Origin of the sequence: Burkholderia sp. BCC0397 (genome assembly GCF_902832865.1) — a bacterium.
Taxonomy (GTDB): Bacteria; Pseudomonadota; Gammaproteobacteria; order Burkholderiales; family Burkholderiaceae; genus Burkholderia.
Genome location: NZ_CADFDL010000011.1, coordinates 128120 through 153607, shown reverse-complemented (window position 1 = coordinate 153607; position 25488 = coordinate 128120). Strand labels below are relative to the sequence as shown.

Below are 25488 nucleotides of genomic sequence, written 5' to 3'. Positions count from 1 at the left end.
GCCGCCGCACGCGGTTTGCCAAAGCCGGCTCAGTCAAGTAACTTTCGGCGTACGCCCCCGTCCTGGAGATTGGCCCCGATGAAGCTCGCCCTGCCCGCCCGGATCCTGGGCCTCGCGTTCGCCGCCGCCATCGCGGCGCCCGGCGCGCACGCCGACACGCCCGTCGTGGTGTCGTCGAAGATCGACACCGAAGGCAACCTGCTCGGCAACCTCATTTCACAGGTGCTGAAAGCCCACGGCATTCCCGTCACCGAGAAGATCGCGCTCGGCACGACGCCGATCGTGCGCAAGGCGCTCACGAGCGGCGAGATCGACATCTACCCCGAATACACGGGCAACGCCGCGTTCTTCTTCAACAAGGCCGACGACCCGGTGTGGAAGAACGCGAGCCAAGGCTACGACACCGCGAAGAAACTCGACTACGCGGCGAACCATCTCGTATGGCTTGCTCCGGCGCCCGCGAACAACACGTGGGGCGTCGCGCTGCTCGCGCCCGTCGCGCAGTCGCAGCACCTGAAGACCTTCTCCGACTTCGGCAAGTGGGTCGCCGGCGGCGGCAAGGTGAAGCTCGCGGCCTCGGCCGAATTCGTGAACAGCGCGTCCGCGCTGCCGTCGTTCGAGAAAGCGTACGGCTTCAAGCTGAAGCCCGAGCAGCTCGTCGTGCTGTCCGGCGGCGACACGGCCGCGACGATCAAGGCCGCCGCGAACCAGACCGACGGCGTGAACGCCGCGATGGTCTACGGCACCGACGGCGGCATCGCATCGAGCGGCCTCGCGGTGCTCGACGACGACAAGCACGTGCAGCCCGTCTACGCGCCGGCGCCGGTGATCCGCGAAGCGGTGCTGAAAGCGCATCCGCAAATCGCCGACTTGCTGAAGCCCGTGTTCGCGAGCCTCGACCTGAAGACGCTGCAATCGCTGAACGCCCGCATCCAGCTCAACGGCGAGCCGGCTACCGGCGTCGCGAAAAGCTACCTGAAAGCGAAGGGTTTCGTGAAATGACGGAGCGCGCGGCAGCGTCCGCGCGGCGCGTCACGCTCGACAAGGTCGGCATCCTGATCGGCGGACTGACGATCGTCGCCGTGTTCGGCCTGTCGTTCGCGGTGCTGCGGCCGAACCGGATCGCGGCCGGCACCGGGCTGTCGGTGTTCGCCGCGCTGCCGGCGATGCAGGGCGCCGCGCTCGCCGCGCTATGGACCGTCGGCGCGCTGTGGGCGATGACGGCGAGCCGTCCCGCGTGGCGGCTCGCGGCCGGCTGCGCGGGGCTCGCAACGCTCGCGTATGCGGTCGGCGCGGCCGCGGCGCACGTCGTCGCGCCCGACGACATGCTGGCCCGCGTGTCGCCCGACGCCGGCGTCTGGCTGCTGCTGTTCGCGTGGGCCGTGCTCATCGCCGACGCGCTCGCGCGCCTCGCGTTCGGCCCGTGGCGGCGCCTCGCCGCGCTCGCCGTCGCGATTGCAGCGGTTTCCGTGCCGCTCGCAAGCGGCTGGTGGGACGGCCTCTCCGTGATGCGCGAATACGCGGTGCGCAGCGACGATTTCTGGCGCGAAGCGATCCGTCACGTGTCGCTCGCGGGCGGCTCGGTCGCCGCCGCGCTCGTCGCGGGCGTGCCGCTCGGCATCGCCTGCGCACGCATCGCGACGGTGCGCACCGTCGCGATGCCCGTGCTCAATATCGTGCAGACGATCCCCAGCATCGCGATGTACGGGCTGATGATGGCGCCGCTCGGCCTGCTCGCCGCGCACGTGCCGCTCGCGGCCGCGCTCGGCATCCGCGGCATCGGCGTCGCGCCGGCCGTGCTCGCGCTGTTCCTGTATTCACTGCTGCCGATCGCATCGAGCGTCGTGGTCGGGCTCGGCCAGGTGCCGCCGCACGTGACCGAAGCGGCGCGCGCGATGGGCATGACACGCGCGCAGCGGCTGCTGCGCGTCGATCTCGTGCTCGCGCTGCCGGTGATCCTGAGCGGCGTGCGCATCGTGCTCGTGCAGAACATCGGCCTGACCGCGGTGGCCGCGCTGATCGGCGGCGGCGGGTTCGGCACCTTCATCTTCCAGGGGATCGGGCAATCGGCCGCCGATCTCGTGCTGCTCGGCGCGATCCCGACGATCGCGCTCGCACTGGCGGCCGCCGTCGTGTTCGAAGCCGCGACGTCGCTCGCGAAAGGGCGTGCAGGATGATCGAGATCGAACGAGTCGGCAAACGCTTCGGCGACGTGGTCGCCGTCGACGACGTATCGCTGACGATGCAGCGCGGCACGATCACCGCGCTCGTCGGCGCATCGGGCAGCGGCAAGTCGACGCTCTTGCGCATGATCAACCGGCTGATCGCGCCGACCAGCGGCACGATCCGCATCGACGGCGTCGATACGGCGACCGTCGCGCCCGAACAGCTGCGGCGCGGCATCGGCTACGCGATCCAGGGGCACGGGCTGTTTCCGCACTGGAGCGTCGCGCGCAACATCGCGACCGTGCCGCGCCTGCTCGGCTGGCCGGCCGCCCGCATCGACGCGCGCGTGAACGAACTGCTCGACCTGTTCCATCTCGCGCCGGCCGAATTCGCAGGCAAGCTGCCGCACGAACTGTCGGGCGGCCAGCAGCAGCGCGTCGGCGTGGCGCGCGCCCTGGCGGCCGAGCCCGCGATGCTGCTGATGGACGAACCGTTCGGCGCGCTCGATCCGATCATCCGCAACAAGGCGCAAGACGACCTGTTCGCGCTGCAGCGCCGCCTCGGCATCACGGTCGTGATCGTCACGCACGATATCGAGGAAGCGCTGAAGCTCGGCGACACGATCGCGGTGATGGACGGCGGCCGATTGCTGCAGGTCGCGTCGCCTGCCGAAATTCTTGGCAGACCGGCAGCCGGTGTGGTCGAACAGCTCGTCGCGGGCGTCGACCGGCCGCTGCGCCTGCTCGCGCTCACACCGATCGACGCCGTGGCCGAAGCCGGCCACGCCGACGGCGAACCGATCGCGGCGACGCGCACGCTGCGCGATGCGGTGTCCGAATTGTTGTGGCGCGGTGTCGATGCGCTGCCCGTGCACGATACGGTCGACGGCAACCGCAACGCACACCGCCCTCGTCGGATCACGCTCGACGCGATCCGCTCGCACGCGAGGAAGCCCGCATGACGACGCTCGGCAGCGTGCGGCCCAAGCGGTCTTCGCTTCCCGCGTACGTCGCCCGCGCGGCCGCGCTCGCGCTGCTGCTCGTGCTGCTGTTGCGCCCCGCGTGGCTGCAGGGTCTGTTCGCGCCGTTCGCGGACAACGGCGCGCCGGTGATCTACGATCGCGCGAGCCTGCTCGATCTCACGCTCGCGCATCTCGGCACGGTCGCGCTGTCGAGCCTGATCGGCACGATCGTCGCGGTCGCGGCCGGCATCGCGGTCACGCGGCCGTTCGGCGCGGATTTCCTGCCGGTCGCGCGCAGCGTCGTCGATATCGGCCAGACCTTTCCGCCGGTCGCCGTGCTCGCGCTTGCCGTGCCGGCAGTCGGCTTCGGCTTGAAACCCGTGCTGATCGCGCTCGTGCTGTACGGGCTCCTGCCGATTTTCGAAAGCACGATCGCGGGGCTCGAGGACGTACCGCGCGACGTCGTCGACGCCGCGCGCGGGATAGGGATGAGCGGCTGGCAGCAGTTGGTGTCCGTCGAGTTGCCGCTCGCGTTCCCGGTGATCGTCAACGGCATCCGCCTCGCGGTCGTGATCAATCTCGGCACCGCGACGATCGGCTCGACGGTCGCCGCGCGCGGGCTCGGCGACGTGATCATCGCGGGCCTGCAGACGTCGAACACCGCGTTCGTGCTGCAAGGCGGCGTGATCGTCGGCTTGCTCGCGGTGCTCGTCAGCGATGCGATCGGCGCGATTGCTCGGGTGGCGAGCGCGCGGCGCGCCTAGAATCCGTCACGGAATTTTTCGAAGGAGCAACCATGTCTGTCCTGGATGCCGGCCCGTTCTTTCATGGCACGAAAGCGAATTTGCGGATCGGCGACTTGCTGACAGCGGGCTTCAGATCGAATTATCGGAACGACGTCGTAATGAATCACATTTACTTCACGGCCCTGCCCAAAGGCGCCGGCCTGGCTGCGGAAATGGTCAAAGGCGACGGCCGGCCGCGAGTCTATATCGTCGAGCCCACCGGCGAATTCGAAAACGACCCAAACGTCACGGACAAGAAATTCCCGGGCAATCCGACGCGATCGTATCGAAGCACGCTGCCTTTGAAGATCGTTGGCGAACTCGATAGCTGGGAACCCTACGATCCGGAGTTCATCGAGCAACTCAGAAGCCGCATCGAAACCGGCATCGGCGAGATCATCAACTAGCGTTCATCCGGACTCCGATGCGTGTCCGTGCAACGATCTGTCCTCGGTCATCGCGAATGTGACAAGCCTACACATCGCTTTCATTCGAGCCAGCACTCGACCGCCTGCCGCGATTGGTCGATATACTATGCGCCTCCCATTTCCCCGCACTCGACCATGCGACGACGGTTTTTCTGGCTGATCGTGCTCTCGCTCGGCATCGCGCAACAGGCATCGGCGCAGCAGGCGTCCGCATTGCCTGCCTCTGCGCCCGACGTGCTGGCATCGGCGCCGACTGTCGCCTCCGAGCCGCTCGCGAACGCCAACGATCAGCCTAACGAAGCAAACCGCCGCATCACGTCCTACCTGACGAAGAAATTCGGCGTTGCAAGAGAAAGGGCCGCGAAGCTCGCGGATATCGTGAGCGTAACTGCGACGAAATATTCGCTGCCGCCGGCACTCGTTTACGCAATTATTTCGATCGAATCGCGCTTCCAGGAAAAGGCGCGCGGTCAGCATGGCGCAACGGGGTTGATGCAGGTCGTGCCGGCGGCGCACCGCGGCATGCTGCGCAACGTGAAGGACCTCACCGAGCCGAACGCAAACGTCGAAGTCGGCTCGCGCATTCTGTCGGGCTACGTGAAAGCAGCCGGCGGCAACGTGCAGGCCGGGCTGAGGAGCTACAGCGGCGGATCCAGTGCGTATGCGGCGAAAGTGATGCAGCGCGTCGATTCGTTCCGGTTCGTGCTCGAACCTGAGGACGATGCGAAAAGCGCGAATACCGGGAACGATGCGAACAACGCGAAGGCGCACATGGTGCCGGTTAGCGATCCGTCAGCGGCGCCGGCCGCGAACCGCAACGCGAAGTAAGTGCATGCAGGCCGATACCGGCAAAGTTCAACGTTGATCTCGGGCGACATCACGCGCCCCATGCGGCTCCAGGGCAGCGGCGCGCGCCGTGGCGTGATCGCGCAATGCGTTACGCGCGACCGGTACTTCGCGTTTCGGTACGACGAGCAGATTGAGGCCGAAGCCGTCCAGTATCTTGAACAGTTTGTCGAGACCCACCGCACGGCCGTTCTCGAGCCGAGACAATACATCTTTGGAAACACCAAGCATGTCGGCTGCGTCGTCGATCCGCATATGGTTCTGCGCTCGGCGATTGCGCACGAGCGCCCCCAGTGTCGCAAGATCGAGGGCGAGCGGGTCGGGTGTTGCAACAGGTCGTGGTAGCGTGCGGGCCATAATTCCGATATTTCAGGAACAAAGCGAACGGCGACCAAGGATCACCGATTGTTCGCATATTGCAGGAATTATAAGCGCGTCTCGGCGAGGCTCTCACGCCGACGCCCCCTCGACTTACAACTGCCCCGCCGCCCCCGTCCACCGCAAGTAATCCCCGCGCGTCCAGTCGAGCGACACACCCACGCGCTTCGTCCCCGGCCGGATCTTCGGCTTGTACACCGACAGCGTCAGCGACTCCAGCGCCGGCCATTCGCGGAACGACATCACAGCGACATCCGCAACGAGCGTTTCGAGCAACCGCGTATGCGGTTTGTGCAACGGCGCGCAGCGCGACACGTTCTTCGGCGGCGATGCGCGCGGGTATGTCGACTATCCGGCACTGGATGGGGCGGCTGCGGCTTGACGCGATCGCACGGGGCGATAGCTGCGACACGCCTGAACTGTTTCACAGCTATCGCCGGTGAACCGCGCGATATCCGTCAAAGACCGAACGTCTCATTGCTCGCCACCCGTCACGTTGAACGGAGCGGAAGCAGCCGATCAATCGGCATTTCGCATGGCGTCCGGAATACGGTAGGTGCCATCGCGATAGTCGAGCGTAACGTTACGGCGTTGTGCGGGTGACGTGTGATCCGAGCATGTATCGACTTCGAGCCGGCTCTCGCGCTCGACGTACTTTTCGCCGACCCGCAAAACGGCATAGCCTTGCGCATCTATCGGGCCGAGTGCGAGTGTGCGTGATGTTTCAGACGTGCTTGTACAAGGACCATCACGGTCGCCCGTCCAATCGCTCACAACCAGGCGATCCAGCACCGGACGCAAATGCTGCCCATCGATCAGATAGAGACTCAGCGTCGCGATGCCTGACATATCCGCGGGCGGGCCGCCCGACGACTTCAGGCGTACGCCGAAGGCACGTTGAGTGGAGGTCAGCTGATAGCGCGCCGTGTCGAGCTCGACGCCGTCGAAATAGTGATCCTCTCCGTAGTGAATCGCCGATCGCTGAAACCGATGCGCGATGATCGCGCCCGTAGCCGTATCGGCAACCAGTACCTCGATGTCGACCACGTTCTGCCCGTCGCTGCTGCTTTTCCGCTCCAGAGGTAACACCCCGATCGTCAGCGCCTCATTCGCGGGCCAGACCTTGCAAACCGCGTGAGCAGCATCCAGCGCTTGGCCTGGGTGAAGTTGTGCGAACCAGTTCTGGAGCTTCTCACTGCACCCCGCATGGGCGATGAGCGGCGCCAAAGCGGCAACCACGCAAGTCACAGCGCGTTTTATCATCGCCTTCGATCGTCTTCGTGAATTTTCCCGATAGCGAATAGTACGTGGGAAACATCGAAAACTGGACAGAAGAAGCTCGACGGGAATTGAAACAGGCGGTGTCAGGATTACGCAGAACGATCCTGAAAAGACTGCTGCGGGCATGGCTCGTAGCGGGCGGCATCGCGATGCATAGACCGGGAAGGCCAGCGCAAGCTGCTGGAGCGGGTCCGCAGTGCGTTGCCCAAGCGCGCTCGCGTTACAAGTGACGGGGGGTGAACGCCGCATTGTTCCGATATTTCAGGAATAAAGACGAGCGGCAACCACCAACGGGCCATTGTTCCGATATTCCAGGAACAATGAGCAATCGCGTGAGCGGATCGCCTCCCCCCTCGACTTACAACTGCCCCGCCGCCCCCGTCCACCGCAGGTAATCCCCACGCGTCCAGTCGAGCGACACGCCGACGCGTTTCGTCCCCGGCCGGATCTTCGGCTTGTACATCGACAGCGTCAGCGATTCCAGCGCCGGCCATTCGCGGAACGACAGCACCGCGAGATCGGCGACGAGCGTCTCCAGCAGCCGCGTATGCGGCTTGTGCGACAGGAACGACGCGACACGCGCGCAATAACCGTCGTAGTCGATCCACTCGCCCTGCTCGCTCGGCTCGCAGCGATACCCGAGCCGCGCATCGATCACGACCGGCTGCGGCGCTTCATGTTCGTGCGCATGAATGCCGATTCGCGCGGGCACCTTCAGTTCGTCGACGAACACGCTCCAGCCGCGCCCGCGCAGGCGCGGCGCGTCGATCGCCACGAACGGTTCGTCGAACGGCTTCATGATGCGAGCGGCGCCGCGGCGTCGAGCATGATGCGCACGAAATAGTCGGCGAAGCTGCGACGCAGGACGATCTCGAACGACTCGTCGCCGGTCGGGATCAGCGTGATCGGCGACTTGAAATAGTGCGACTGCGCGCACTGGCCCGGCTTGAACACGCGCGGATGCAGATCGAGCGGGCAGCCGCGCGCGATCACGTCGCGCACGCGTTCGCCGCTGATCTCGACCACCGTGTAGCCGCTGCCGACGTCGACGGCCGCCGCGTACAAGCCCTGCACGGCCTCCGCCAGCTTCGCTTCGAGCACGCCGGCCTGAACCGGCCCGTTCGAGCGCACGAGCCATTCGTCGGGGCCGAGCCACAGCACGTCGTACTCGGCGCCGCGCGCAACCGTGTTCGGCTCCGCGGGCGGCCGGCAGCCGACCACGCGCTCGAACGCGGCGACGAAGGCCGGATCGCTCAACTCGCCGCGCACGTTGACGAGATCGAGGAACGGCCGCTCGCGCAGCGTGAACTTCTTCGATGCGCGCGCCTGGTGCGACTTCAGCACGTCGGCCGCGCCGACGAACGGCGATTCAAGCGTCACGCCGCCCGCACCCGCCACCTGCGTCTGGTTTCTCGTTTCATTCCACATGCTGACGCACCCCTTCGGTATCGTAGAAAACCGGGCTCGAGATCTTCGCGGTGATGCGCTTGCCGTTGGCCAGCGGAATCACGACGCTCTCGCCCATCTTGTTCAGGCCGCCCTTCACCACCGCGAGCGCGATCGAGCGCTTCAGGATCGGGCTGTAGTAGCTCGACGTCACGTGGCCGATCATCGGCGTCGGATCGACCGCCGACACCTGCGTGTCCTTCGCGATGATCTGCGCGCCTTCCGGCAGCACGAACTGTTCGTCTTCGGTCAGCAGGCCGACGAACTGCTTGCGGCCTTCCTTCGCGGTATCCGAGCGCGTCAGCGAGCGCTTGCCGAGGAAGTCCTTCGACTTCGCGACGACCCCGCCCATCCCGAGGTCGTACGGCGTGATCGAGCCGTCGGTATCCTGGCCGACGATGATGTAGCCCTTCTCCGCGCGCAGCACGTGCATCGTCTCGGTGCCGTACGGCGTGATGTCGAACTCGGCGCCGGCCGCCATCAGCGCTTCCCACACCGCGCGGCCCGCATTGGCCGGCACGTTCACTTCATACGCGAGTTCGCCCGAGAAACTGATCCGCATCACGCGCGCCTTCGCGCCGGCGACGGTGCCGTTGCGATAGCTCATGAACGGGAACGCTTCATTGCCGAAGTCGATGTCCTGGCACACCTTCTGCACGACCTTGCGGCTCTTCGGGCCGACCACCGCGAACGTCGCCCAGTGATCGGTGACGGACGCGAGCCGCACCTTCATGTCGGGCCATTCGGTCTGCAGCCAGCGCTCGAGCCACGTCAGCACGCGCGCCGCGCCGCCGGTGGTGGTGGTCATCATGAAATGCTGGTCGGCGAGGCGCACGGTCACGCCGTCGTCGAACACCATGCCGTTTTCGTCGAGCATCAGCCCGTAGCGGCACTTGCCGATTTCGAGCTTGTTCCACGGGTTCGTGTACATCCAGTTCAGCAGCTTCACCGCGTCCGGGCCCTGGATGTCGATCTTGCCGAGCGTCGACGCGTCGAGAATGCCGACACTGTTGCGCACCGCGAGGCATTCGCGCTTCACGGCCGCATGGAGATCCTCGCCGTTCTTCGGGAAATACCACGGCCGCTTCCAGTTGCCGACGTCCTCGAACATCGCGCCGTGCTCGACGTGCCATTCATGCACGGCCGTCTTGCGGATCGGGTCGAGGAAATCGCCCGTCTCGCGGCCCGCGAACGTGCCGAACGACACGGGCGTGTAGTTCGGACGGAACGTCGTCGTGCCCGTTTCGGGAATCGTCTTGCCGAGCGCGCCCGCGAGGATCGCCATCCCGTTGATGTTGCCGAGCTTGCCTTGATCGGTGCCGAAGCCCATCGCCGTGTAGCGCTTCACGTGCTCGACCGACTCGAAGCCTTCGCGCGCGGCAAGCAGGATGTCGGCCGCCGCGACGTCGTTCTGGAAGTCGACGAACTGCTTCGGCCCGCGTGCCGCGGCCTCACGGCTGCCGACGAGCCACAACGGCTGCAGTGCGCCTTCGACGGTTTCGGCGACCTGCGGTGCGGCCGGACGCTGCGCGGCCGTGAAGCCCGCCGCCTTCGCCGCTTCCGCGCCCGCGTCGACCGCGAGCCGCAGCGCACGGGCCAGCCCGAATTCGCCGGCCGCCGCACCGATGCTCGCTTCCGCCTGCACGGGCTTGCCCGGCAGGAAACACGCCTTGTCGTCGTTCCAGCACGCCTTGCCGCCCGATTGCGCGAACAGGTGCAGCACCGGGCTGAAGCCGCCCGACATCGCGACGAGGTCGCACGGCAGCGTCTGCAGCTTGCCGCCGGTCTGGCCGTTCGAGTAGGACGCGACGTCGACCGACGATACGCGCCACTTGCCCGAAGCGGCCGTGACGACCGCACCGCTCATCACCGTCACGCCCTGCCGCTTGGCCGCCGCCGGCAACGCGCCGTTCGACGACGCACGCGAGTCGACGACCGTCACCTTCGCGCCACACGCCTTCAGGTCGAGCGCGGTCTGGTATGCGCGGTCGTTGTTCGTGAACACGACCACGTTGCGGCCCGGCAGCACGCCGAAGCGATGCACGTAGGTGGACACCGCGCCCGCCAGCATCACGCCGGGCAGGTCGTTGTTGCCGAACACGATCGGACGCTCGTGCGCGCCGGTCGCGAGGATCACGCGCTTCGCGCGGACCTTCCACAGCAGCTCGCGCGTGCCCTTGCGCATCGACACCGGCAGGTGATCGGTCAGGCGCTGCGTGACCGTCACGAGGTTGTGGTCCTGATAGCCGAACGCGGTGCTGCGCGACAGGATCGTCACGTCGGGCAGCTTGCGCAGCTCGGCCTCGATCTTCTCGACCCATTGCAGCGCGGGTTTCGCGTCGATCTCCGCGCGGCACGACAGCAGGCTGCCGCCGAGTTCGCGCTGGTCGTCGACGAGGATCACGCGCGCACCGGCCGTGGCGGCCGCATGCGCGGCGGCGAGGCCCGACGGGCCACCGCCGACCACGAGCACGTCGCAGTGCGCGTAGCATTTGTCGTAGCGATCGGCGTCGAGCACCTCGGGTGCCTTGCCGAGGCCGGCCGCTTCACGGATCTTCTCTTCGTACTTCGGCCACATGTTGCGCGGCCACATGAAGGTCTTGTAGTAGAACCCGGCCGGCATGAAGCGCGAGAACTTCTGGTTGATCGCGTACTTGTCGTTCTCGAGCGTCGGCTCCGCGTTCACGCTCGTCGCGACGAGCCCCTGGTACAGCTCGATCTCGGTCGCGCGTGCGTTCGGCACCGTGTACGGGCCGGACTCGAGCTGCACGACGGCATTCGGTTCCGCCACATCCGCCGTCACGATCCCGCGTGGACGGTGGTACTTGAAACTGCGCGCGACGAAATGCACGCCGTTCGCGAGCAGCGCGGACGCGAGCGTGTCGCCCTGGAAGCCCTGGTACGTGCGGCCGTTGAACGTGAACGTCAACGGAATCGCGCGATTGATGCGGCCACCGGTGCCGAGGCGGTCTTTCTGGCTCATTTGCTCGTGCCCTCTTCGTGTGCGTTGCCGGCAGCCGCGCCATTGATGGCAGCCCCGCCGAACTTTTCGTAGCCCTTGATATCGTAGGTCACCGTGTCACGCGTGACCTTGAACCAGCGGCGGCAACCCTGCGTGTGCAGCCATTGCTCCTTGTGCAGCCCGCGCTTGTTCTCGCGCATGAACACGTATTCGCCCCATTCACGGTCGGTCATGGTCTCGTTCGCCACCGGGCGCACGATGTCGGCTTCACCGCCGCACGTGAACTCGGATTCGGCGCGCGGCCCGCACCACGGACATTCGATCAGCAACATGTTTCTTTCTCCTCAGTGCGGTTAGTGCGCGACGGCGGCTGCGCCGTGCTCGTCGATCAGGTGGCCCGTGTAGAAGCGGTCGAGTGCGAACGGCGCGTTCAGCGGATGCGGTTCGTCGCGGGCGATCGTGTGCGCGAACACCCAGCCCGAGCCGGGCGTCGCCTTGAAGCCGCCGGTGCCCCAGCCGCAGTTGAAATAGAGGCCCTTCACGTCGGTCTTGGTGATGATCGGGCACGCGTCCGGCGACACGTCGACGATGCCGCCCCACTGGCGGTTCATCCGCACGCGCGAGAACACCGGGAACATCTCGACGATCGCCTGCAGCGTGCTTTCGATGATGTGGAAGCTGCCGCGCTGGCCGAAGCCCGTGTACTGGTCGATACCGGCGCCGATCACGAGATCGCCCTTGTCGGACTGGCTGATGTACGCGTGCACCGCGTTCGACATGATCACCGAGTTCACCACCGGCTTGATCGGCTCGGACACCAGCGCCTGCAGCGGGTGGCTTTCGATCGGCAGACGCACGCCGGCCATGTCGGCGAGCGTCGTCGTGTTGCCGGCCGCGACCACCGCGACCTTCTTCGCCTTGATGAAACCCTTCACCGTGTCGACGCCGACCACCGCGCCGCCTTCACGGCGAATGCCGGTCACCTGGCAGTTCTGGATGATGTCGACGCCGGCGCGATCGGCGCCGCGCGCGAAGCCCCAGGCCACCGCGTCGTGGCGTGCGACGCCCGCACGGCGCTGGATCGATGCGCCGAGCACCGGATAGCGGCTGTTCAGGTTGATCGTCGGCTCGATTTCCTTGATCTGCGCGGGCGTCAGGAATTCGGCGTCGACGCCGTTCAGCCGGTTCGCGTTCACGCGGCGTTCGGTGTCGCGCACGTCCTGCAGCGTGTGCGCGAGGTTCATCACGCCGCGCTGGCTGAACATCACGTTGTAGTTCAGGTCCTGCGACAACCCTTCCCACAGCTTCATCGCCTTCTCGTACAGCGCGGCCGATTCGTCCCACAGGTAGTTCGAGCGGACGATCGTCGTGTTGCGCGCGGTGTTGCCGCCGCCGATCCAGCCCTTCTCGAGGATCGCGACGTTCGTGATGCCGTGCTCCTTCGCGAGGTAGTACGCGGTCGCGAGGCCGTGGCCGCCGCCGCCGACGATCACGACGTCGTATTCCTTCTTCGGCTCCGGGCTCTTCCACTGCTTTTCCCAGTTCTCGTGATACGAGAGGCCGTTGCGGAACAGGCTGAATATCGAGTAGCGGCTCATTTTTGGATCCTTCGTTAGCATTCGATGACGTTCACGGCGAGACCGCCGCGCGACGTTTCCTTGTATTTCGTCTTCATGTCGGCGCCGGTTTCGCGCATCGTCTTGATCACGGAATCGAGCGATACGTAGTGCTGGCCATTGCCCTTGAGCGCCATGCGCGACGCGTTCAGCGCCTTGATCGCGCCCATCGCGTTGCGCTCGATGCACGGGATCTGCACGAGCCCGCCGACGGGATCGCAGGTCATCCCGAGGTTGTGCTCCATGCCGATCTCGGCCGCATTCTCGACCTGGTCGGGCGTCCCGCCCATCACCGCGGCGAGCGCGGCGGCGGCCATCGAGCACGCGACGCCCACTTCGCCCTGGCAGCCGACTTCCGCGCCGGAGATCGACGCGGTTTCCTTGTAGATGATCCCGATCGCCGCGGCCGTCAGCAGGAATTCGACGATGCCGGCTTCGTTCGAGCCCGGCACGAACTTCACGTAGTAGTGCAGCACCGCGGGGATCACGCCGGCCGCGCCGTTGGTCGGCGCGGTGACCACCCGGCCGCCGGCCGCGTTCTCTTCGTTCACGGCCATCGCATACAGGTTGACCCAGTCGAGCATCGACAGCGGGTCGCGCAGCGACTCTTCCGAACGCGCGCGCAGGCTGCTGTTCATCTCGGCCGCGCGGCGCTTCACGCGCATCGGGCCCGGCAGGTCGCCCTCGACCTTGCAGCCGCGCTCGACGCACGCGGCCATCGTGCGCCAGATCGCCATCAGCCCGGCGCGCACTTCGTCGGCGGGACGCAGCGCGGATTCGTTGCGCAGCATCAGCTCGGCGATCGACAAACCGTGTTCGCGGCACTGGCGCATCAGGTCGTCGCCGGTGCGGAACGGATAGGGCACGTCGACCGCCGCACGCACGCCGTTCACGCGATCGCCGTCGCGGTTCACGACGAAACCGCCGCCGACCGAGTAATACTCTTTCTCGACGAGCAACTGGCCGTGTTCGTCGAATGCCTGGAAGCGCATCCCGTTCGGATGCACGATGCCCGTGCCGCTCATCAGCTTGCGATAGAAGCCGATGTGTTCCTTCTCGTCGAAGCGGACCGTCTGCTTGCCGAGCAGCGTCAGCGACTTCTCCGCGCGGATCGCGGCAAGCCGCGGCTCGATCAGGTCCGGATCGATCGTGTCGGGCAGGTGGCCCTCGAGGCCGAGCAGCACGGCCTTGTCGGTGCCGTGGCCCTTGCCGGTCGCGCCGAGCGAGCCGTACAGCTCGACCCGCACGCGGCGCACGAAGCCGAGCAGGTTCGCGTCCTCCACGTGCGACGCGAAGCGGCACGCGGCGATCATCGGGCCGACCGTATGCGAACTGGACGGGCCGATACCGATCTTGAACAGGTCGAACGCGCTGACGTTCATCTGGCTTCCTTTGGGTTGCATGCGTGAAATGTCGTTGGGCACCAGTACATCAAAGCGTAAAATCGGCCGATAGAACAAAAACGGCATCGGCGTGGGATAGCGCCGCCAAGCGCGGCGCCGGCGGGCCCGAAAGTGCGTTTTGGCGATGGTTCGCGACGAAAAACCACAAGTCCGGCCGCGGCCGATCGGCGACGCTGGCTGCATCCGCGCCGCCTCCGGCAGCCGTAACCCGCAAACCGAGTGAAACGAGTGAGACCGCCTGCCCGGCGTGACGAGATTGGCCGCGATGACCCCCGACGTACCCGCTTCCCCCCTCGCAGAACCCGCGCCGCGGCGCATCCGCTTCGGCATCGTGCTGCTGCCGAACTTCACGCTGACGGCCTTCTCGGGCTTCGTCGACATGCTGCGGCTGTCGGCCGACGACGGCGACTACAGCAAGCCCGTGCGCTGCGCGTGGAGCGTGATCGGCGAGACGCTCGCGCCGGTGCGCGCGAGTTGCGGGATCCAGATCACGCCATGGGAAACGTTCGACGCGGCCGAGCCGTTCGACTATGTGGTGGTGGTCGGCGGGCTGCTGCATTCGGGGCCGCAAGCCGGCCCTGAAACGCTCGAGGTCATCCGCCGCGCGGCGGCGGGCGGCGCGACGGTCGTCGGCATCTGCACCGGCGTGTTCACGCTGATGCGCGCCGGCGTGCTCGACGGCTACCGCACCTGCGTGAGCTGGTTCCATTACTGGGATTTCATCGAGCGCTTTCCGTCCGCCGATCCCGACCTGCTGATCGCCGACCGCCTGTTCGTGATCGACCGGCGCCGGATCACGTGTTCGGGCGGCCGCGCGTCGATCGACGTCGCCGCCGCGATCCTGCTGCGTCACTTCGATCACGCGACCGTGCAGAAGGCGCTGCGCATCCTGCTCGTCGGCGAGATGCAGAAAGGCAACGCGCCGCAGCCGCATCCGCCGGGGCTCGAGCCGGCGACGCATCCGAAGGTCAAGCGCGCGATTCTTCTGATGGAACAGCACGTAGGGCGTGCGCTGCCGCTCGAAGAACTGGCGTGCAAGCTCGACCTGTCGACGCGGCAGCTCGAACGGCTGTTCAAGGCCGAGACCGGCAAGAGCCCGCAGGCATTCGCGAAACAGGTGCGGCTGCGCACCGCCGCCTGGCTGCTGACGAGCTCGGACCGCACGGTCGCCGACATCGCGTCGAGCTGCGGATTCGCCGATGCGTCGCACCTCGGGCGCGAATTCCGCAAGCAGTTCGGCGTGCCGCCGGCGACCTATCGCGAGCGCGGCGGCGACGTGGCCGAAGTCGAGGCGACGCCCGATGCGTCGGCCGACGCCGTCGAAGACATCGCCGACTGACGGCCCGCGGCCCCTTCTGACCGATTGCAGAACAACACACGTTCGCGTCGATTTAGGCGCTTTTGGAACCGGTTCCAATCAAATTAGCCGACGTTGCCCGCCGTAAAACGAGGGTTATCCCGGATGCTGATGCACGCTCAAATTTGTATGATGACCACATCACCTTACAAACCTGAGCATCATGTTCGAGAAAATTCCAGCCCGCGCGATGAGCGACCATGTCGCGCAGCAACTGCTCAAGCAGATCGAAGTGGGCAGTTTCTCGGCCACCGGCAAGCTGCCGACCGAAGCCGTGCTCGCGCAGGAATTCGGCGTGAGCCGCACCGTGATCCGCGAGGCGATCTCGCGGCTGAAGAACGAAGGCGTGGTCGAGCCGCGCCAGGGCAGCGGCGTGTTCGTGAACCAGCACGGCGCGATCCGGCCGCTGCGGATCGACTACGCGGAAGCCGTCGAGGCGAGCTCGCTGCCGCACCTGCTCGCGGTGCGCCGCGCGATCGAGGCGGAAGTCGCGGCCGAAGCCGCGCTGCACCACACCGCCGACGACATGGCCGACATCGACGACGCGCTGCGCAAGATCGACGAAGCGGTGGCCGAAGGGCGCGACGGCGTCGCGGAAGACGTCGCGTTCCACCGCACGATCGCGGCCGTCACCGGGAACCCGTATTTCCTGAAGACGCTGCAGTTCCTGAACCAGTACCTCGAAGCCGGCGTGAAGGTCACGCGCAGCAACGAAGCGACGCGCGAGGATTTCTCGCGGCAGGTGCGCGAGGAGCACGCGGCGATCGCCGACGCGATCCGCGCACGCGACCCGATGGCCGCCCGCAACGCGGCGCGCACGCACATGTACAACGCCGCCCGCCGTCTCGCGGAAGCCGGCATCTGCTGAAGCCGGCGGCACCCGCCGCCGTTGTCCAGAACCTCTCCTGAATCGATCAAGGTTGACCATGTCACGAAATGTTGGAGTCATCGGCCTCGGCGCGATGGGCCTCGGCGTCGCACGCTCGCTGCTGCGCGCCGGCCTGCGCGTCCACGCATGCGACGTGCGCGACACCGTGCTGCAGGCGTTCGCCGCCGAAGGCGGCATCGCGTGCGCGACGCCGGCCGAACTCGGTGCACAGTGCGACGTCGTCGTCACGCTCGTCGTCAATGCCGCGCAAACGGAAACCGTGCTGTTCGGCGAACACGGTGCGGTCGCGGCGATGCAGCCGGGCGGCGTCGTGATCGCGAGCGCGACCGTCGCGCCCGAATTCGCGGTCGCGCTCGGCGCACGCATCGAAGCGGCCGGTCTGCAGATGCTCGACGCGCCCGTGTCGGGCGGCGCCGCGCGCGCGGCCTCCGGCGAGATGACGATGATGACGTCGGGCCCGGCCGCCGCCTATGCGGGCTGCGAGGACGTGCTCGCCGCGATCGCCGGCAAGGTCTATCGCCTCGGCGACGCGCACGGCATCGGCTCGAAAGTGAAGATCATCAACCAGTTGCTGGCCGGCGTGCATATCGCGGCGGCCGCCGAAGCGATGGCGCTGGGCCTGCGCGAAGGCGTCGATGCCGACGCGCTGTACGACGTGATCACGCACAGCGCGGGCAATTCGTGGATGTTCGAGAACCGCGTGCCGCACATCCTGAACGGCGACTACACGCCGCTGTCGGCCGTCGACATCTTCGTGAAGGATCTCGGCCTCGTGCTCGATACCGCGCGCCGCAGCAAATTCCCGCTGCCGCTGTCGGCCACCGCGCACCAGATGTTCATGAGCGCGTCGAGCGCTGGCCACGGCGGCGAGGACGATTCCGCCGTGATCAAGACTTTCCCCGGCATCACGCTGCCGCCCGCCCGCTGATTCGAACGACGCTTCCGCCATGACCGCCTCCGCTTCCCGTCCCCTGCTCGGCTGCATCGCCGACGATTTCACCGGCGCGACCGATCTCGCGAACATGCTCGTCAAGAGCGGCATGCGCACCGTGCAGACGATCGGCGTGCCCGCCGACGGCGCCGCTGCCGACACGACCGTCGACGCCGACGCGATCGTCGTCGCGCTGAAGTCGCGCACGATTCCCGCCGCCGACGCCGTCGCGCAATCGCTGGCCGCGTATGAATGGTTGCGCGCGCAAGGGTGCCGCCAGTTCTTCTTCAAGTATTGCTCGACGTTCGACTCGACCGACGCCGGCAACATCGGGCCGGTGGCCGACGCGCTGCTCGATGCGGCCGGCGGCGACTTCACGATTGCATGCCCGGCATTCCCCGAGAACGGCCGCACGATCTATCGCGGCCACCTGTTCGTCGGCGACGTGCTGCTGAACGAATCCGGGATGGAAAATCATCCGCTCACGCCGATGAAGGACGCGAACCTCATACGCGTGCTGCAGCAGCAGACGAAGTCGCCGGTCGGCCTGATCCGCTACGACACGATCGCGCTCGGCGCGGCCGCCGTGCGTGCGCGGATCGACCAGCTGCGCGCGGAAGGCACGCGCTTCGCGATCGCCGACGCGCTGTCGGACCGTGACCTCTACGTCCTCGGCGAAGCGTGCGCGGGCCTGCCGCTCGTCACCGGCGGCTCGGGCATCGCGCTCGGCCTGCCGGCGAATTTCCGCCGCGCGGAGCAGTTGCCCGAGCGCGACAACGCGGCGTCGCTGCCGCGCATCGAAGGCCTGTCGGCCGTGCTCGCCGGCAGTGCATCGAAGGCGACCAACGCGCAGGTCGCCGCGTGGCGCGCGACGCGGCCGAGCTTCCGCATCGACCCGCTCGCGGCATCGCGCGGCAAGCCCGTCGTCGAGCAGGCGCTCACCTTTGCGCGCACGCACCTGCCGCAGCCCGTGCTGATCTATGCAACGGCCACGCCCGACGAAGTGAAGGCCGTGCAGCAGGCGCTCGGCGTCGACGCGGCCGGCCATCTCGTCGAAAGCACGCTCGCGGCGATCGCCCGCGGGCTGCGCGAACTCGGCGTGCGCAAATTCGCCGTCGCGGGCGGCGAGACGTCCGGCGCGGTCGTGCAGGCGCTCGACGTGAAATCGCTGCAGATCGGCGCGCAGATCGATCCGGGCGTGCCGGCCACGGCCACCATCGACGCGCAGCCGCTCGGCCTCGCGCTGAAATCCGGCAACTTCGGCACCACGGACTTTTTCGACAAGGCGCTGCGCGCGCTGGACGGAGCCGCACGATGAGCGACGAAGCAAAACTGCGCGAAGAGATCTGCGTGGTCGGCGCGAGCCTGTATGCGCGCGGCCATGCGGTCGGCAGCGCCGGCAACATCAGCGCGCGCCTGAATGACGGCTGGCTGATCACGCCGACCGACGCGTGCCTCGGCCGGCTCGACCCGAACGACATCGCGAAGGTCGGCACCGACGGCCAGCCCGTATCGGGCGGCAAGCCGTCGAAGACGCTCGCGCTGCATCGCGGCATCTATGCGCGCAACGCGGAGGTGAACGGCGTCGTCCACACGCATTCGACGCATCTCGTCGCATTGACGCTCGCCGGCGTGTGGCGCGACACCGACGTGCTGCCGCCGATCACGCCGTACTACGTGATGAAGGTCGGCCACATTCCGCTGATCCGTTACCGCCGCCCCGGCGACCCGGCCGTCGCGGCCGAAGTCGCGGCGCTGGCCGACCAGGTGCGCGGCGTGCTGCTCGATCGCCTCGGCCCCGTGATGTGGGGGCCGTCGGTATCGCACGCGTCGTATGCGCTCGAGGAGCTCGAGGAAACCGCGCGGCTGTGGCTGATCACGCAGCCGAAGCCCGAACCGCTGTCCGACGCGGCGCTCGACGAACTGCGCCATGCCTTCGGCGCGCGCTGGTAACGCGTCGCGGCCTGATCACGCAGTAGTACGTACCGATTTCCATGCCCGCCGTGTGCACGGGCCTTTCAGCACACACAACACGATCCGGCGGCGTACGCGCCGCCGGCACACGATAGTCCAGGAGACGACGATGACTGCTCTCGATGCGGCCGCAAGCCGCTCGCCCGCCGCGGCCGCCCAATCGGGCGAACTCGACCGCACCTACAAGAAAGTGTTCTGGCGCATCGTGCCGTTCCTGATGCTCTGCTACGTGGTCGCATATCTCGACCGCGTGAACGTCGGCTTTGCCAAGCTGCAGATGTCGCAGGATCTCGCGTTCAGCGAAACCGTGTTCGGGCTCGGCGCGGGAATTTTCTTCCTCGGCTACTTCCTGTTCGAACTGCCGAGCAACCTGCTGATGCACCGCCTCGGCGCGCGCATCTGGATCGCGCGGATCATGATCACGTGGGGCTTGTTGTCGGCGCTGTTCGCGTTCGTGCAGACGCCGACGCAGTTCTACGTGCTGCGCTTCCTGCTCGGCCTCGCGGAAGCCGGCTTCTATCCGGGCGTGATCCTGTACCTCACGTACTGGTTCCCGTCGCACCGCCGCGCGAAGATCATCGCGGTGTTCATGTCCGCGATTCCGGTGTCCGGCATCTTCGGCAACCCGCTGTCGGGCTGGATCATGGAGCGTTTCCACGGCGGCTCGGGCTTCCACGGCTGGCAATGGATGTTCATGATCGAAGCCGTGCCGGCCGTGCTCGTCGGCATCGCGACGATCCTGTATCTCGACAACAGCATCCGCGGCGCGAAGTGGCTCGACGAGCGCGAGAAGCAGCTGCTCGAAGATGAAATCGCCGCGCAGCCGCAGGAACAGCAGCAGCACGGCCATTCGCTGAAGGCCGTGTTCTCGGACCCGCGCATGTGGTGGATGTCGCTGATCTACTTCGCGTTCGTCACCGGCCAGTACGGGCTCACGTTCTGGATGCCCACGCTCGTGAAATCGACCGGCATCACCGATACGCTGCAGATCGGCCTGCTGTCGGCGATTCCGTTCGTCGTCGCGATCGTCGTGATGAACCTGTTCGGCCACAGTGCGGACAAGCGCCGCGAACGCCGCTGGCACCTGATCGTGCCGGCGCTGATGGGCGCGCTCGGGTTTGCGGTCGCCGCGTCGTACTCGCACAATACGGCGGTGTCGATCGTGTTCCTGTCGCTCGCGGCAGGTGGCGTGCTGACCTGCGCGCCGCTGTTCTGGTCGCTGCCGACCGCGTTCCTCGCGGGCTCCGCGGCCGCGGCCGGGATCGCGATCATCAACTCGGTCGGCAACCTTGCCGGTTTTGCGAGCCCGTACGTGATCGGCTACCTGAAGGACGTCACGCACAGCACGTCGTCCGGCATGTACGTGCTGGCCGCGATGCTCGTGATCGGCGCGATCGCCGTGTGGCTCACGCCCGCGAAACTCGTGAACCGCTGATCCGCCGCAGGCCGATTCATCATTCGACGCGGGGCGCACGGCGCCCCGCCCCATTCATTCACAGGACCCGCTGCCATGCCACGCTTCGCCGCCAACCTCTCGATGATGTACACCGAGCATGCGTTTCTCGAACGCTTCGCCGCTGCCGCCCACGACGGCTTCAAGGCCGTCGAGTACCTGTTCCCGTACGACTTCGCCGCCGAGGACATCCGCGCGCGCCTCGACGCGCACGGCCTCGAACAGGCGCTGTTCAACGCGCCGCCGGGCGACTGGGCCGCGGGCGAACGCGGCATTGCATCGCTGCCGGGCCGCGAGGATGAATTCCGCCGCGGCATCGACCAGGCGCTCGACTATGTGCGCGTGATCGGCAACCAGAAACTGCACGTGATGGCCGGCATGGTGCCGCCGGGCGCCGATCGCGCGCGTCATCGCGACACCTATCTGTCGAATCTGCGGCATGCGGCGCAGGCGGGCGCCGCGCACGGCATCACGATCCTGATCGAGCCGATCAACCAGCGTGACATGCCCGGCTATTTTCTGAGCCGCCAGGACGATGCGCAGGCGATCTGCGCGGAAGTCGGCGCACCGAACCTGAAGGTGCAGTTCGACTGCTACCACTGCCAGATCGTCGAAGGCGATCTCGCGATGAAACTCAAGCGCGATTTCGCGGGCATCGGCCATATCCAGATCGCGGGCGTGCCGGAGCGCCACGAGCCGGATGTCGGCGAACTCAACTACCCGTACCTGTTCGCGCTGATCGACGCGCTTGGCTACGACGGCTGGATCGGCTGCGAATATCGACCGAAGGCCGGCACGTCGGAAGGCCTCGGCTGGATCAAGCCGTACCTGTGATTCCCGTATTCCCAAGAGGATGAAGAACATGAAAGTACTGATCACCGGCGGCGCCGGCTTTCTCGGCCAGCGTCTCGCGCGCAAGCTGCTCGAGCGCGGCGAGCTGACCGGCCCCGACGGCCGTGTCGAGAAGATCGACGAACTGGTGCTGCTCGACGTCGTCAAGGGTAGCGATTTCGGCGATGCGCGCGTGACGTCGATCGTCGGCGACATCGCCGATCGCGCGGTGCTCGACAGCGCGATCGACACGCAGACGGGCGCGATCTTCCACCTCGCGGCGATCGTCAGCGGGCAGGCCGAAGCCGATTTCGATCTCGGCATGCGGATCAACCTCGACGCATCGCGCACGCTGCTCGAAGTGTGCCGCGCACGCGGCCACCAGCCGCGCGTCGTGTTCACGAGCTCCGTCGCGGTGTACGGCGGCGCGCTGCCCGACGTCGTGCAGGACGACACCGCGCTGAACCCGCAATCGTCGTATGGCGCCGAGAAGGCGATCGCCGAACTGCTGCTGTGCGACTACGCGCGGCGCGGCTTCGTCGACGGCCGCGTGCTGCGGCTGCCGACCATCAGCGTGCGGCCCGGCCGCCCGAACGCGGCCGCGTCGTCGTTCGCGAGCGGCATCATCCGCGAGCCGCTGAACGGCGAGGAAAGCGTGTGCCCGGTGCCCGGCTCGACGCGGCTGTGGCTGCTGTCGCCGCGCGGCGCGATCGACGCGCTCGTCGCCGGTTGCGAGATCGACAGCGCGAAGCTCGGCAACAAGCGCGTGATCAACCTGCCGGGGCTGTCGGTGTCGGTCGACGAGATGATCGCGGCGCTGCGCGAAGTCGCGGGCGACGAGGTCGTGAAGCTGATCCGTCATGCGCCCGACGAACGCGTCGAGAAGATCGTCGGCAGCTGGCCGGGCCGCTGGGATACGTCGCGTGCGGAAGCGCTCGGGCTGAAGGGCGACACGTCGTTCGCGGACGTGATCCGCAGCCATATCGCGGACGAACGGCGCTGATGATCGCGCCGCCCGACGGGCAAGCAGCCGCATCGGCGGCGCCACTGCCCGCCCGGCAGGCCGGCGACGTCGGGCGCGTCAGCGCGGCCCGACGGACTCCCCGACGGGCGACGATGCGCGCTTCGCACCGGACGGCGGCCGCGCCGCGCCGGCCGCTTGCTGCCACGCCAGCAAGCCCGGCAGATAGAACAGCAGGTCGCGCACGCGGCGCGCGCCGGCCAGCGCGAGACAGGTCGGCGGATCGAACCCGAGCAGCCCGCCGATCAGCACGAACCCGCCCTCCTGCACACCCAAGCCGCCCGGCATCATGAATGCGATGCTGCTCACGAGCTGGATCAGCGCCTCGATCGCCAGCGCCTGCGCGAAAGTCGGATCCGCGCCGAGAAAGTGCAGCGCCAGCCAGATTTCCAGCGCGTAGCCCACGAACTGCAGCACCTGCCAGATCCCCAGATAGCGCACGACGACGCCCGTCTTTCTCCAGATCATCCGGAGCGACTGATCGGTGCGCGCCGATTCGCCGACCAGTGCCACCACCTTGCCGCTCGTGACGCGGTTGAGCACGCGCATCGCGCGTTCGAACGGCCGCGCATGCTGCACCAGCGCGAACAGCAGCAGCACCGGCACCAGCGCGGCCATGCCGATCGCGAGGTTCGCGGCCACCCGCGCGGCATCGGACGACACGTGTGCGAGCACATAGCCGATCGCAGCCAGCGCGAAAATCAACTGGCTGATCAGCGTCAGCTGCATGTCGGCGACGAGGCTGGCCACGGCCGTCGCCGGGCGCACGCCCGCCTGCCGCAGCAACCCGAACGACACGATCTCGCCGCCGATGCGCGCGACCGGCAGCAAGCCGTTGATCGATTCGCGGATCCACACGAGCTTCAGCATCGTCGCGAACGACGGCCGGCGCGGGCCGCGAATCAGCATCCGCCAGTCCCACGCATTCGCGAGCATCGGCAGGATGTGCGCGAGCGCGGCGACCAGCAGCCCGGCGCCGGCGATCTGCAGGCGATGCAGGATGTCGAGCGGATGCTCGCGCCAGAGCAACCACACCGCGAGCGCCAGCCCGCCGAGCGCGGCCGCGCGCCCCACGTGACGAAGCCGTGCATCGCCTCGCGAAGCGCCCGGGTCTGCACGGGCGGCGCCGGTGTTCGTCTCCGTCGTCATGAGTCCCCCGCCGGCGACAGCAGGCCTTCCCGGTCGACGCGAAAGCGCGTGCCGCGCCACACGATATGCGACGAGAAGAAACTCGATACGAAGATCACGAATTGCAGGAGATCGACGAACGGCAGCCAAAGCGCGCCGCGCAGCCCGGCACCGGTCGCGCGGCTCGTTGTCAGCATCAGCAGTGCGCGCGCGGCGAACGCCGCGACCGTCAACCCGAACGCAGCGGCCGTGCCACCGGAGAGCAGCAGCGCCAGCAGCGCGAGCGGTACCGGGTGCATCAGCACCGACCCCGCATGACCGAGCCGGTCCGCCGCGCGGATCGTGCGGCTCCAGCGCAATTCATGGGCGTACAACCGGGCGAACGTCTCTTCGCCGCTGGCATGCCCGACGACGAACGGCGGAATGACGACCTGCGCGCCCGCCCGCCGCACCGCTTCGCCGAGCGCGTGATCTTCCGCCAGGTGATGCGCGAAGCGCGCCAGCCCGCCGATGCGTTCCAGCGTCGCGCGCGTGATCGCAATCGTCTGCCCGAAGCATGGCCGCGCGCGCCCGATGAAGAGCCCGGTAATGACGCCCGGCAGGAAATGGTAGTTCGTCATCGCTGCGGCAACCCCGGGCCAGAAGCCCGGCGATGCGACGCCGCGATACACGCTCGTCACGATGCCGACATCCGGCTGCTGTAGTGCGCCGACGACGGCGCGCAGATAATCGCGCTCGACCACCACGTCGCTGTCGGCGAGACAGAGCACCGAATGCTCCGCGTATTCGAGCATGTTCACGAGATTGGCGATCTTGCGGTTCGGCCCGTACAGCCGCGCATCGGCCACGACCTTGATGTTCGCGTCCGGGTAGCGTGCGCGCAACGTCTCGACGGCCGCCAGTGCGGCGTCGCCCGCATCGTGCACGCCGAACAGGTGCTGGACCGGCCCCGGATAATTCTGCGCGAAGAAGCTTTCGAGATGCTGTACGAGATCCCATTCGTCGCCGTGCAGCGGCTTCGCGATGGTGACACCCGGAAACGCGCGCGGCTCCGCCGCCGCCCGCGAAAAGAACCGACCGACCAGCACGCTGGCCGTGATCGTGTACGCAATGCCCAGCACCACGCCCAGCCCGCAGACGATCGACATTGCCTCGGCCAGCGCGCGCAGCACATGCAGCAAAACCATGCTTCTCCCCAGTGGTGACCCGCACGACCGCGACGCCCGGGAACGGCGGCGCGCACGCGAGCTCACCCGTGCACGCCGCCGTATCGGTTCCCGTTGAGCCGGATATGAAGGACGACCAACTGACGATACGCGCAATCAGATGACACAACTACCGTGCGGCGATCGATTCCGGTCACGCGCACGTCGCCGCAGTCCAATGCGCCCTTGAACGCGGCGGCGGCAAGCTTGCGGGCCGAAAGGATCGCGGCGGCAACCGCCACGACGATCCAGATGCGAAACGTCATCGTCGTGAAAAATGCTTCGGGTACGCGCCACGCAAGCAGCGAAACCAGCATGAAACACTGGATGAACATGCCGGCCAGTGCGGCGATCAGCAGGTAGGCGCGCCATCGCTCGATCGTCGAGGGTGCCATCAGGAATGAACCTCTCGTACGGGCGACACGCG

25 protein-coding genes and 1 pseudogene are annotated in these 25488 nt (G+C 67.1%); 14 read left to right on the top strand and 12 right to left on the bottom strand.

Translation table 11 applies throughout. The features are described from left to right. Positions 1 to 78 precede the first annotated feature (78 nt). From HWX03_RS27675 to HWX03_RS27650, 6 genes are all read left to right on the top strand, one after another. Entirely contained in the window at positions 79 to 1002 is a 924-nt protein-coding gene (locus HWX03_RS27675; protein ID WP_174385388.1) for an ABC transporter substrate-binding protein, read from the top strand. Then, positions 999 to 2177, top strand: coding sequence for an ABC transporter permease (locus tag HWX03_RS27670; protein ID WP_175873434.1), 1179 nt, complete (start codon positions 999 to 1001; stop codon positions 2175 to 2177). Before HWX03_RS27675 ends, HWX03_RS27670 begins: the two co-directional genes overlap by 4 nt. Next, complete coding sequence (locus tag HWX03_RS27665; RefSeq protein WP_175873433.1) at positions 2174 to 3127, top strand: ABC transporter ATP-binding protein; 954 nt, start codon at positions 2174 to 2176, stop codon at positions 3125 to 3127. The genes HWX03_RS27670 and HWX03_RS27665 overlap by 4 nt, the downstream gene beginning before the upstream one ends. Further along, positions 3124 to 3891, top strand: coding sequence for an ABC transporter permease (locus HWX03_RS27660; RefSeq protein ID WP_175873432.1), 768 nt, complete (start codon positions 3124 to 3126; stop codon positions 3889 to 3891). Before HWX03_RS27665 ends, HWX03_RS27660 begins: the two co-directional genes overlap by 4 nt. A 32-nt stretch (positions 3892 to 3923) precedes the next feature. Next, positions 3924 to 4319 (top strand): NAD(+)--rifampin ADP-ribosyltransferase, encoded by a 396-nt coding sequence (gene arr, locus HWX03_RS27655; protein WP_175873431.1) that lies wholly within the window; start codon positions 3924 to 3926, stop codon positions 4317 to 4319. A gap of 156 nt (positions 4320 to 4475) precedes the next feature. Next, positions 4476 to 5168, top strand: a complete 693-nt coding sequence (locus tag HWX03_RS27650; protein WP_175873430.1) for a lytic transglycosylase domain-containing protein — start codon at positions 4476 to 4478, stop codon at positions 5166 to 5168. Positions 5169 to 5195: 27 nt separating this feature from the next. On the opposite strand, the gene HWX03_RS27645 is transcribed toward HWX03_RS27650, so the two are convergent. The 9 genes and pseudogenes from HWX03_RS27645 to HWX03_RS27605 all read right to left on the bottom strand — a co-directional run bounded on the left by HWX03_RS27645 (position 5196) and on the right by HWX03_RS27605 (position 14251). After that, entirely contained in the window at positions 5196 to 5543 is a 348-nt protein-coding gene (locus tag HWX03_RS27645) for a helix-turn-helix transcriptional regulator (RefSeq protein WP_174430933.1), read from the bottom strand. Between the two features lie 114 nt (positions 5544 to 5657). Further along, a pseudogene (locus tag HWX03_RS27640) lies at positions 5658 to 5858 on the bottom strand (dihydroneopterin aldolase); the annotation flags it as partial. A 225-nt stretch (positions 5859 to 6083) separates the two neighbouring features. After that, positions 6084 to 6827: a hypothetical protein gene (locus tag HWX03_RS27635; RefSeq protein ID WP_175873429.1), complete on the bottom strand. Its 744-nt coding sequence runs from the start codon at positions 6825 to 6827 to the stop codon at positions 6084 to 6086. Positions 6828 to 7203: 376 nt separating this feature from the next. After that, complete coding sequence (locus tag HWX03_RS27630; protein ID WP_023476367.1) at positions 7204 to 7644, bottom strand: dihydroneopterin aldolase; 441 nt, start codon at positions 7642 to 7644, stop codon at positions 7204 to 7206. Beyond that, a complete protein-coding gene (locus HWX03_RS27625; protein WP_175873428.1) occupies positions 7641 to 8273 on the bottom strand; it encodes a sarcosine oxidase subunit gamma in 633 nt (210 codons plus the stop codon). Before HWX03_RS27625 ends, HWX03_RS27630 begins: the two co-directional genes overlap by 4 nt. Next, entirely contained in the window at positions 8263 to 11274 is a 3012-nt protein-coding gene (locus tag HWX03_RS27620; protein WP_175873427.1) for a sarcosine oxidase subunit alpha family protein, read from the bottom strand. The genes HWX03_RS27625 and HWX03_RS27620 overlap by 11 nt, the downstream gene beginning before the upstream one ends. Then, positions 11271 to 11585, bottom strand: a complete 315-nt coding sequence (locus tag HWX03_RS27615; RefSeq protein ID WP_006757386.1) for a sarcosine oxidase subunit delta — start codon at positions 11583 to 11585, stop codon at positions 11271 to 11273. The genes HWX03_RS27620 and HWX03_RS27615 overlap by 4 nt, the downstream gene beginning before the upstream one ends. A 21-nt stretch (positions 11586 to 11606) precedes the next feature. After that, a complete protein-coding gene (locus HWX03_RS27610) occupies positions 11607 to 12851 on the bottom strand; it encodes a sarcosine oxidase subunit beta family protein (protein ID WP_006480591.1) in 1245 nt (414 codons plus the stop codon). 14 nt (positions 12852 to 12865) lie between these two features. Next, complete coding sequence (locus tag HWX03_RS27605) at positions 12866 to 14251, bottom strand: L-serine ammonia-lyase (protein ID WP_175873482.1); 1386 nt, start codon at positions 14249 to 14251, stop codon at positions 12866 to 12868. A gap of 286 nt (positions 14252 to 14537) precedes the next feature. Between HWX03_RS27605 and HWX03_RS27600 the strand changes: the two genes are divergently transcribed. From HWX03_RS27600 to denD, 8 genes are all read left to right on the top strand, one after another. Continuing rightward, on the top strand, positions 14538 to 15611 hold the full coding sequence (locus tag HWX03_RS27600; protein ID WP_174430928.1) for a GlxA family transcriptional regulator: 1074 nt from the start codon (positions 14538 to 14540) through the stop codon (positions 15609 to 15611). 181 nt (positions 15612 to 15792) lie between these two features. Further along, on the top strand, positions 15793 to 16497 hold the full coding sequence (locus tag HWX03_RS27595; RefSeq protein WP_048989515.1) for an FCD domain-containing protein: 705 nt from the start codon (positions 15793 to 15795) through the stop codon (positions 16495 to 16497). A 58-nt stretch (positions 16498 to 16555) separates the two neighbouring features. Next, positions 16556 to 17446 (top strand): L-threonate dehydrogenase, encoded by an 891-nt coding sequence (gene ltnD, locus HWX03_RS27590; RefSeq protein ID WP_069231585.1) that lies wholly within the window; start codon positions 16556 to 16558, stop codon positions 17444 to 17446. 19 nt (positions 17447 to 17465) lie between these two features. Continuing rightward, on the top strand, positions 17466 to 18767 hold the full coding sequence (otnK, locus tag HWX03_RS27585) for a 3-oxo-tetronate kinase (RefSeq protein WP_175873426.1): 1302 nt from the start codon (positions 17466 to 17468) through the stop codon (positions 18765 to 18767). Then, on the top strand, positions 18764 to 19402 hold the full coding sequence (locus HWX03_RS27580) for an aldolase (RefSeq protein ID WP_175873425.1): 639 nt from the start codon (positions 18764 to 18766) through the stop codon (positions 19400 to 19402). The genes otnK and HWX03_RS27580 overlap by 4 nt, the downstream gene beginning before the upstream one ends. Positions 19403 to 19532: 130 nt before the next feature. Continuing rightward, a complete protein-coding gene (locus HWX03_RS27575; protein ID WP_175873424.1) occupies positions 19533 to 20858 on the top strand; it encodes an MFS transporter in 1326 nt (441 codons plus the stop codon). A 75-nt stretch (positions 20859 to 20933) separates the two neighbouring features. Continuing rightward, positions 20934 to 21710: a 2-oxo-tetronate isomerase gene (gene otnI / locus HWX03_RS27570; RefSeq protein ID WP_175873423.1), complete on the top strand. Its 777-nt coding sequence runs from the start codon at positions 20934 to 20936 to the stop codon at positions 21708 to 21710. 28 nt (positions 21711 to 21738) lie between these two features. Further along, a complete protein-coding gene (denD, locus tag HWX03_RS27565; RefSeq protein WP_175873422.1) occupies positions 21739 to 22710 on the top strand; it encodes a D-erythronate dehydrogenase in 972 nt (323 codons plus the stop codon). A 78-nt stretch (positions 22711 to 22788) separates the two neighbouring features. On the opposite strand, the gene HWX03_RS27560 is transcribed toward denD, so the two are convergent. The 3 genes from HWX03_RS27560 to HWX03_RS27550 all read right to left on the bottom strand — a co-directional run bounded on the left by HWX03_RS27560 (position 22789) and on the right by HWX03_RS27550 (position 25456). Then, a complete protein-coding gene (locus HWX03_RS27560) occupies positions 22789 to 23877 on the bottom strand; it encodes a lysylphosphatidylglycerol synthase domain-containing protein (protein ID WP_175873421.1) in 1089 nt (362 codons plus the stop codon). Then, positions 23874 to 25043: a bacteriohopanetetrol glucosamine biosynthesis glycosyltransferase HpnI gene (gene hpnI / locus HWX03_RS27555; RefSeq protein WP_175873420.1), complete on the bottom strand. Its 1170-nt coding sequence runs from the start codon at positions 25041 to 25043 to the stop codon at positions 23874 to 23876. The genes HWX03_RS27560 and hpnI overlap by 4 nt, the downstream gene beginning before the upstream one ends. 62 nt (positions 25044 to 25105) lie before the next feature. After that, positions 25106 to 25456, bottom strand: a complete 351-nt coding sequence (locus HWX03_RS27550) for a hypothetical protein (RefSeq protein ID WP_175873419.1) — start codon at positions 25454 to 25456, stop codon at positions 25106 to 25108. Positions 25457 to 25488: the final 32 nt, after the last annotated feature.

Excerpts from the sequence above, each read along its gene's own strand:
- HWX03_RS27675 (WP_174385388.1), top strand. The coding sequence starts at position 79 with ATGAAGCTCGCCCTGCCCGCCCGGATCCTGGGCCTCGCGTTCGCCGCC.
- HWX03_RS27670 (WP_175873434.1), top strand. The coding sequence starts at position 999 with ATGACGGAGCGCGCGGCAGCGTCCGCGCGGCGCGTCACGCTCGACAAG.
- HWX03_RS27665 (WP_175873433.1), top strand. The coding sequence starts at position 2,174 with ATGATCGAGATCGAACGAGTCGGCAAACGCTTCGGCGACGTGGTCGCC.
- HWX03_RS27660 (WP_175873432.1), top strand. The coding sequence starts at position 3,124 with ATGACGACGCTCGGCAGCGTGCGGCCCAAGCGGTCTTCGCTTCCCGCG.
- arr (WP_175873431.1), top strand. The coding sequence starts at position 3,924 with ATGTCTGTCCTGGATGCCGGCCCGTTCTTTCATGGCACGAAAGCGAAT.
- HWX03_RS27650 (WP_175873430.1), top strand. The coding sequence starts at position 4,476 with ATGCGACGACGGTTTTTCTGGCTGATCGTGCTCTCGCTCGGCATCGCG.
- HWX03_RS27645 (WP_174430933.1), bottom strand. The coding sequence starts at position 5,543 with ATGGCCCGCACGCTACCACGACCTGTTGCAACACCCGACCCGCTCGCC.
- HWX03_RS27635 (WP_175873429.1), bottom strand. The coding sequence starts at position 6,827 with ATGATAAAACGCGCTGTGACTTGCGTGGTTGCCGCTTTGGCGCCGCTC.
- HWX03_RS27630 (WP_023476367.1), bottom strand. The coding sequence starts at position 7,644 with ATGAAGCCGTTCGACGAACCGTTCGTGGCGATCGACGCGCCGCGCCTG.
- HWX03_RS27625 (WP_175873428.1), bottom strand. The coding sequence starts at position 8,273 with ATGTGGAATGAAACGAGAAACCAGACGCAGGTGGCGGGTGCGGGCGGC.
- HWX03_RS27620 (WP_175873427.1), bottom strand. The coding sequence starts at position 11,274 with ATGAGCCAGAAAGACCGCCTCGGCACCGGTGGCCGCATCAATCGCGCG.
- HWX03_RS27615 (WP_006757386.1), bottom strand. The coding sequence starts at position 11,585 with ATGTTGCTGATCGAATGTCCGTGGTGCGGGCCGCGCGCCGAATCCGAG.
- HWX03_RS27610 (WP_006480591.1), bottom strand. The coding sequence starts at position 12,851 with ATGAGCCGCTACTCGATATTCAGCCTGTTCCGCAACGGCCTCTCGTAT.
- HWX03_RS27605 (WP_175873482.1), bottom strand. The coding sequence starts at position 14,251 with ATGAACGTCAGCGCGTTCGACCTGTTCAAGATCGGTATCGGCCCGTCC.
- HWX03_RS27600 (WP_174430928.1), top strand. The coding sequence starts at position 14,538 with ATGACCCCCGACGTACCCGCTTCCCCCCTCGCAGAACCCGCGCCGCGG.
- HWX03_RS27595 (WP_048989515.1), top strand. The coding sequence starts at position 15,793 with ATGTTCGAGAAAATTCCAGCCCGCGCGATGAGCGACCATGTCGCGCAG.
- ltnD (WP_069231585.1), top strand. The coding sequence starts at position 16,556 with ATGTCACGAAATGTTGGAGTCATCGGCCTCGGCGCGATGGGCCTCGGC.
- otnK (WP_175873426.1), top strand. The coding sequence starts at position 17,466 with ATGACCGCCTCCGCTTCCCGTCCCCTGCTCGGCTGCATCGCCGACGAT.
- HWX03_RS27580 (WP_175873425.1), top strand. The coding sequence starts at position 18,764 with ATGAGCGACGAAGCAAAACTGCGCGAAGAGATCTGCGTGGTCGGCGCG.
- HWX03_RS27575 (WP_175873424.1), top strand. The coding sequence starts at position 19,533 with ATGACTGCTCTCGATGCGGCCGCAAGCCGCTCGCCCGCCGCGGCCGCC.
- otnI (WP_175873423.1), top strand. The coding sequence starts at position 20,934 with ATGCCACGCTTCGCCGCCAACCTCTCGATGATGTACACCGAGCATGCG.
- denD (WP_175873422.1), top strand. The coding sequence starts at position 21,739 with ATGAAAGTACTGATCACCGGCGGCGCCGGCTTTCTCGGCCAGCGTCTC.
- HWX03_RS27560 (WP_175873421.1), bottom strand. The coding sequence starts at position 23,877 with ATGACGACGGAGACGAACACCGGCGCCGCCCGTGCAGACCCGGGCGCT.
- hpnI (WP_175873420.1), bottom strand. The coding sequence starts at position 25,043 with ATGGTTTTGCTGCATGTGCTGCGCGCGCTGGCCGAGGCAATGTCGATC.
- HWX03_RS27550 (WP_175873419.1), bottom strand. The coding sequence starts at position 25,456 with ATGGCACCCTCGACGATCGAGCGATGGCGCGCCTACCTGCTGATCGCC.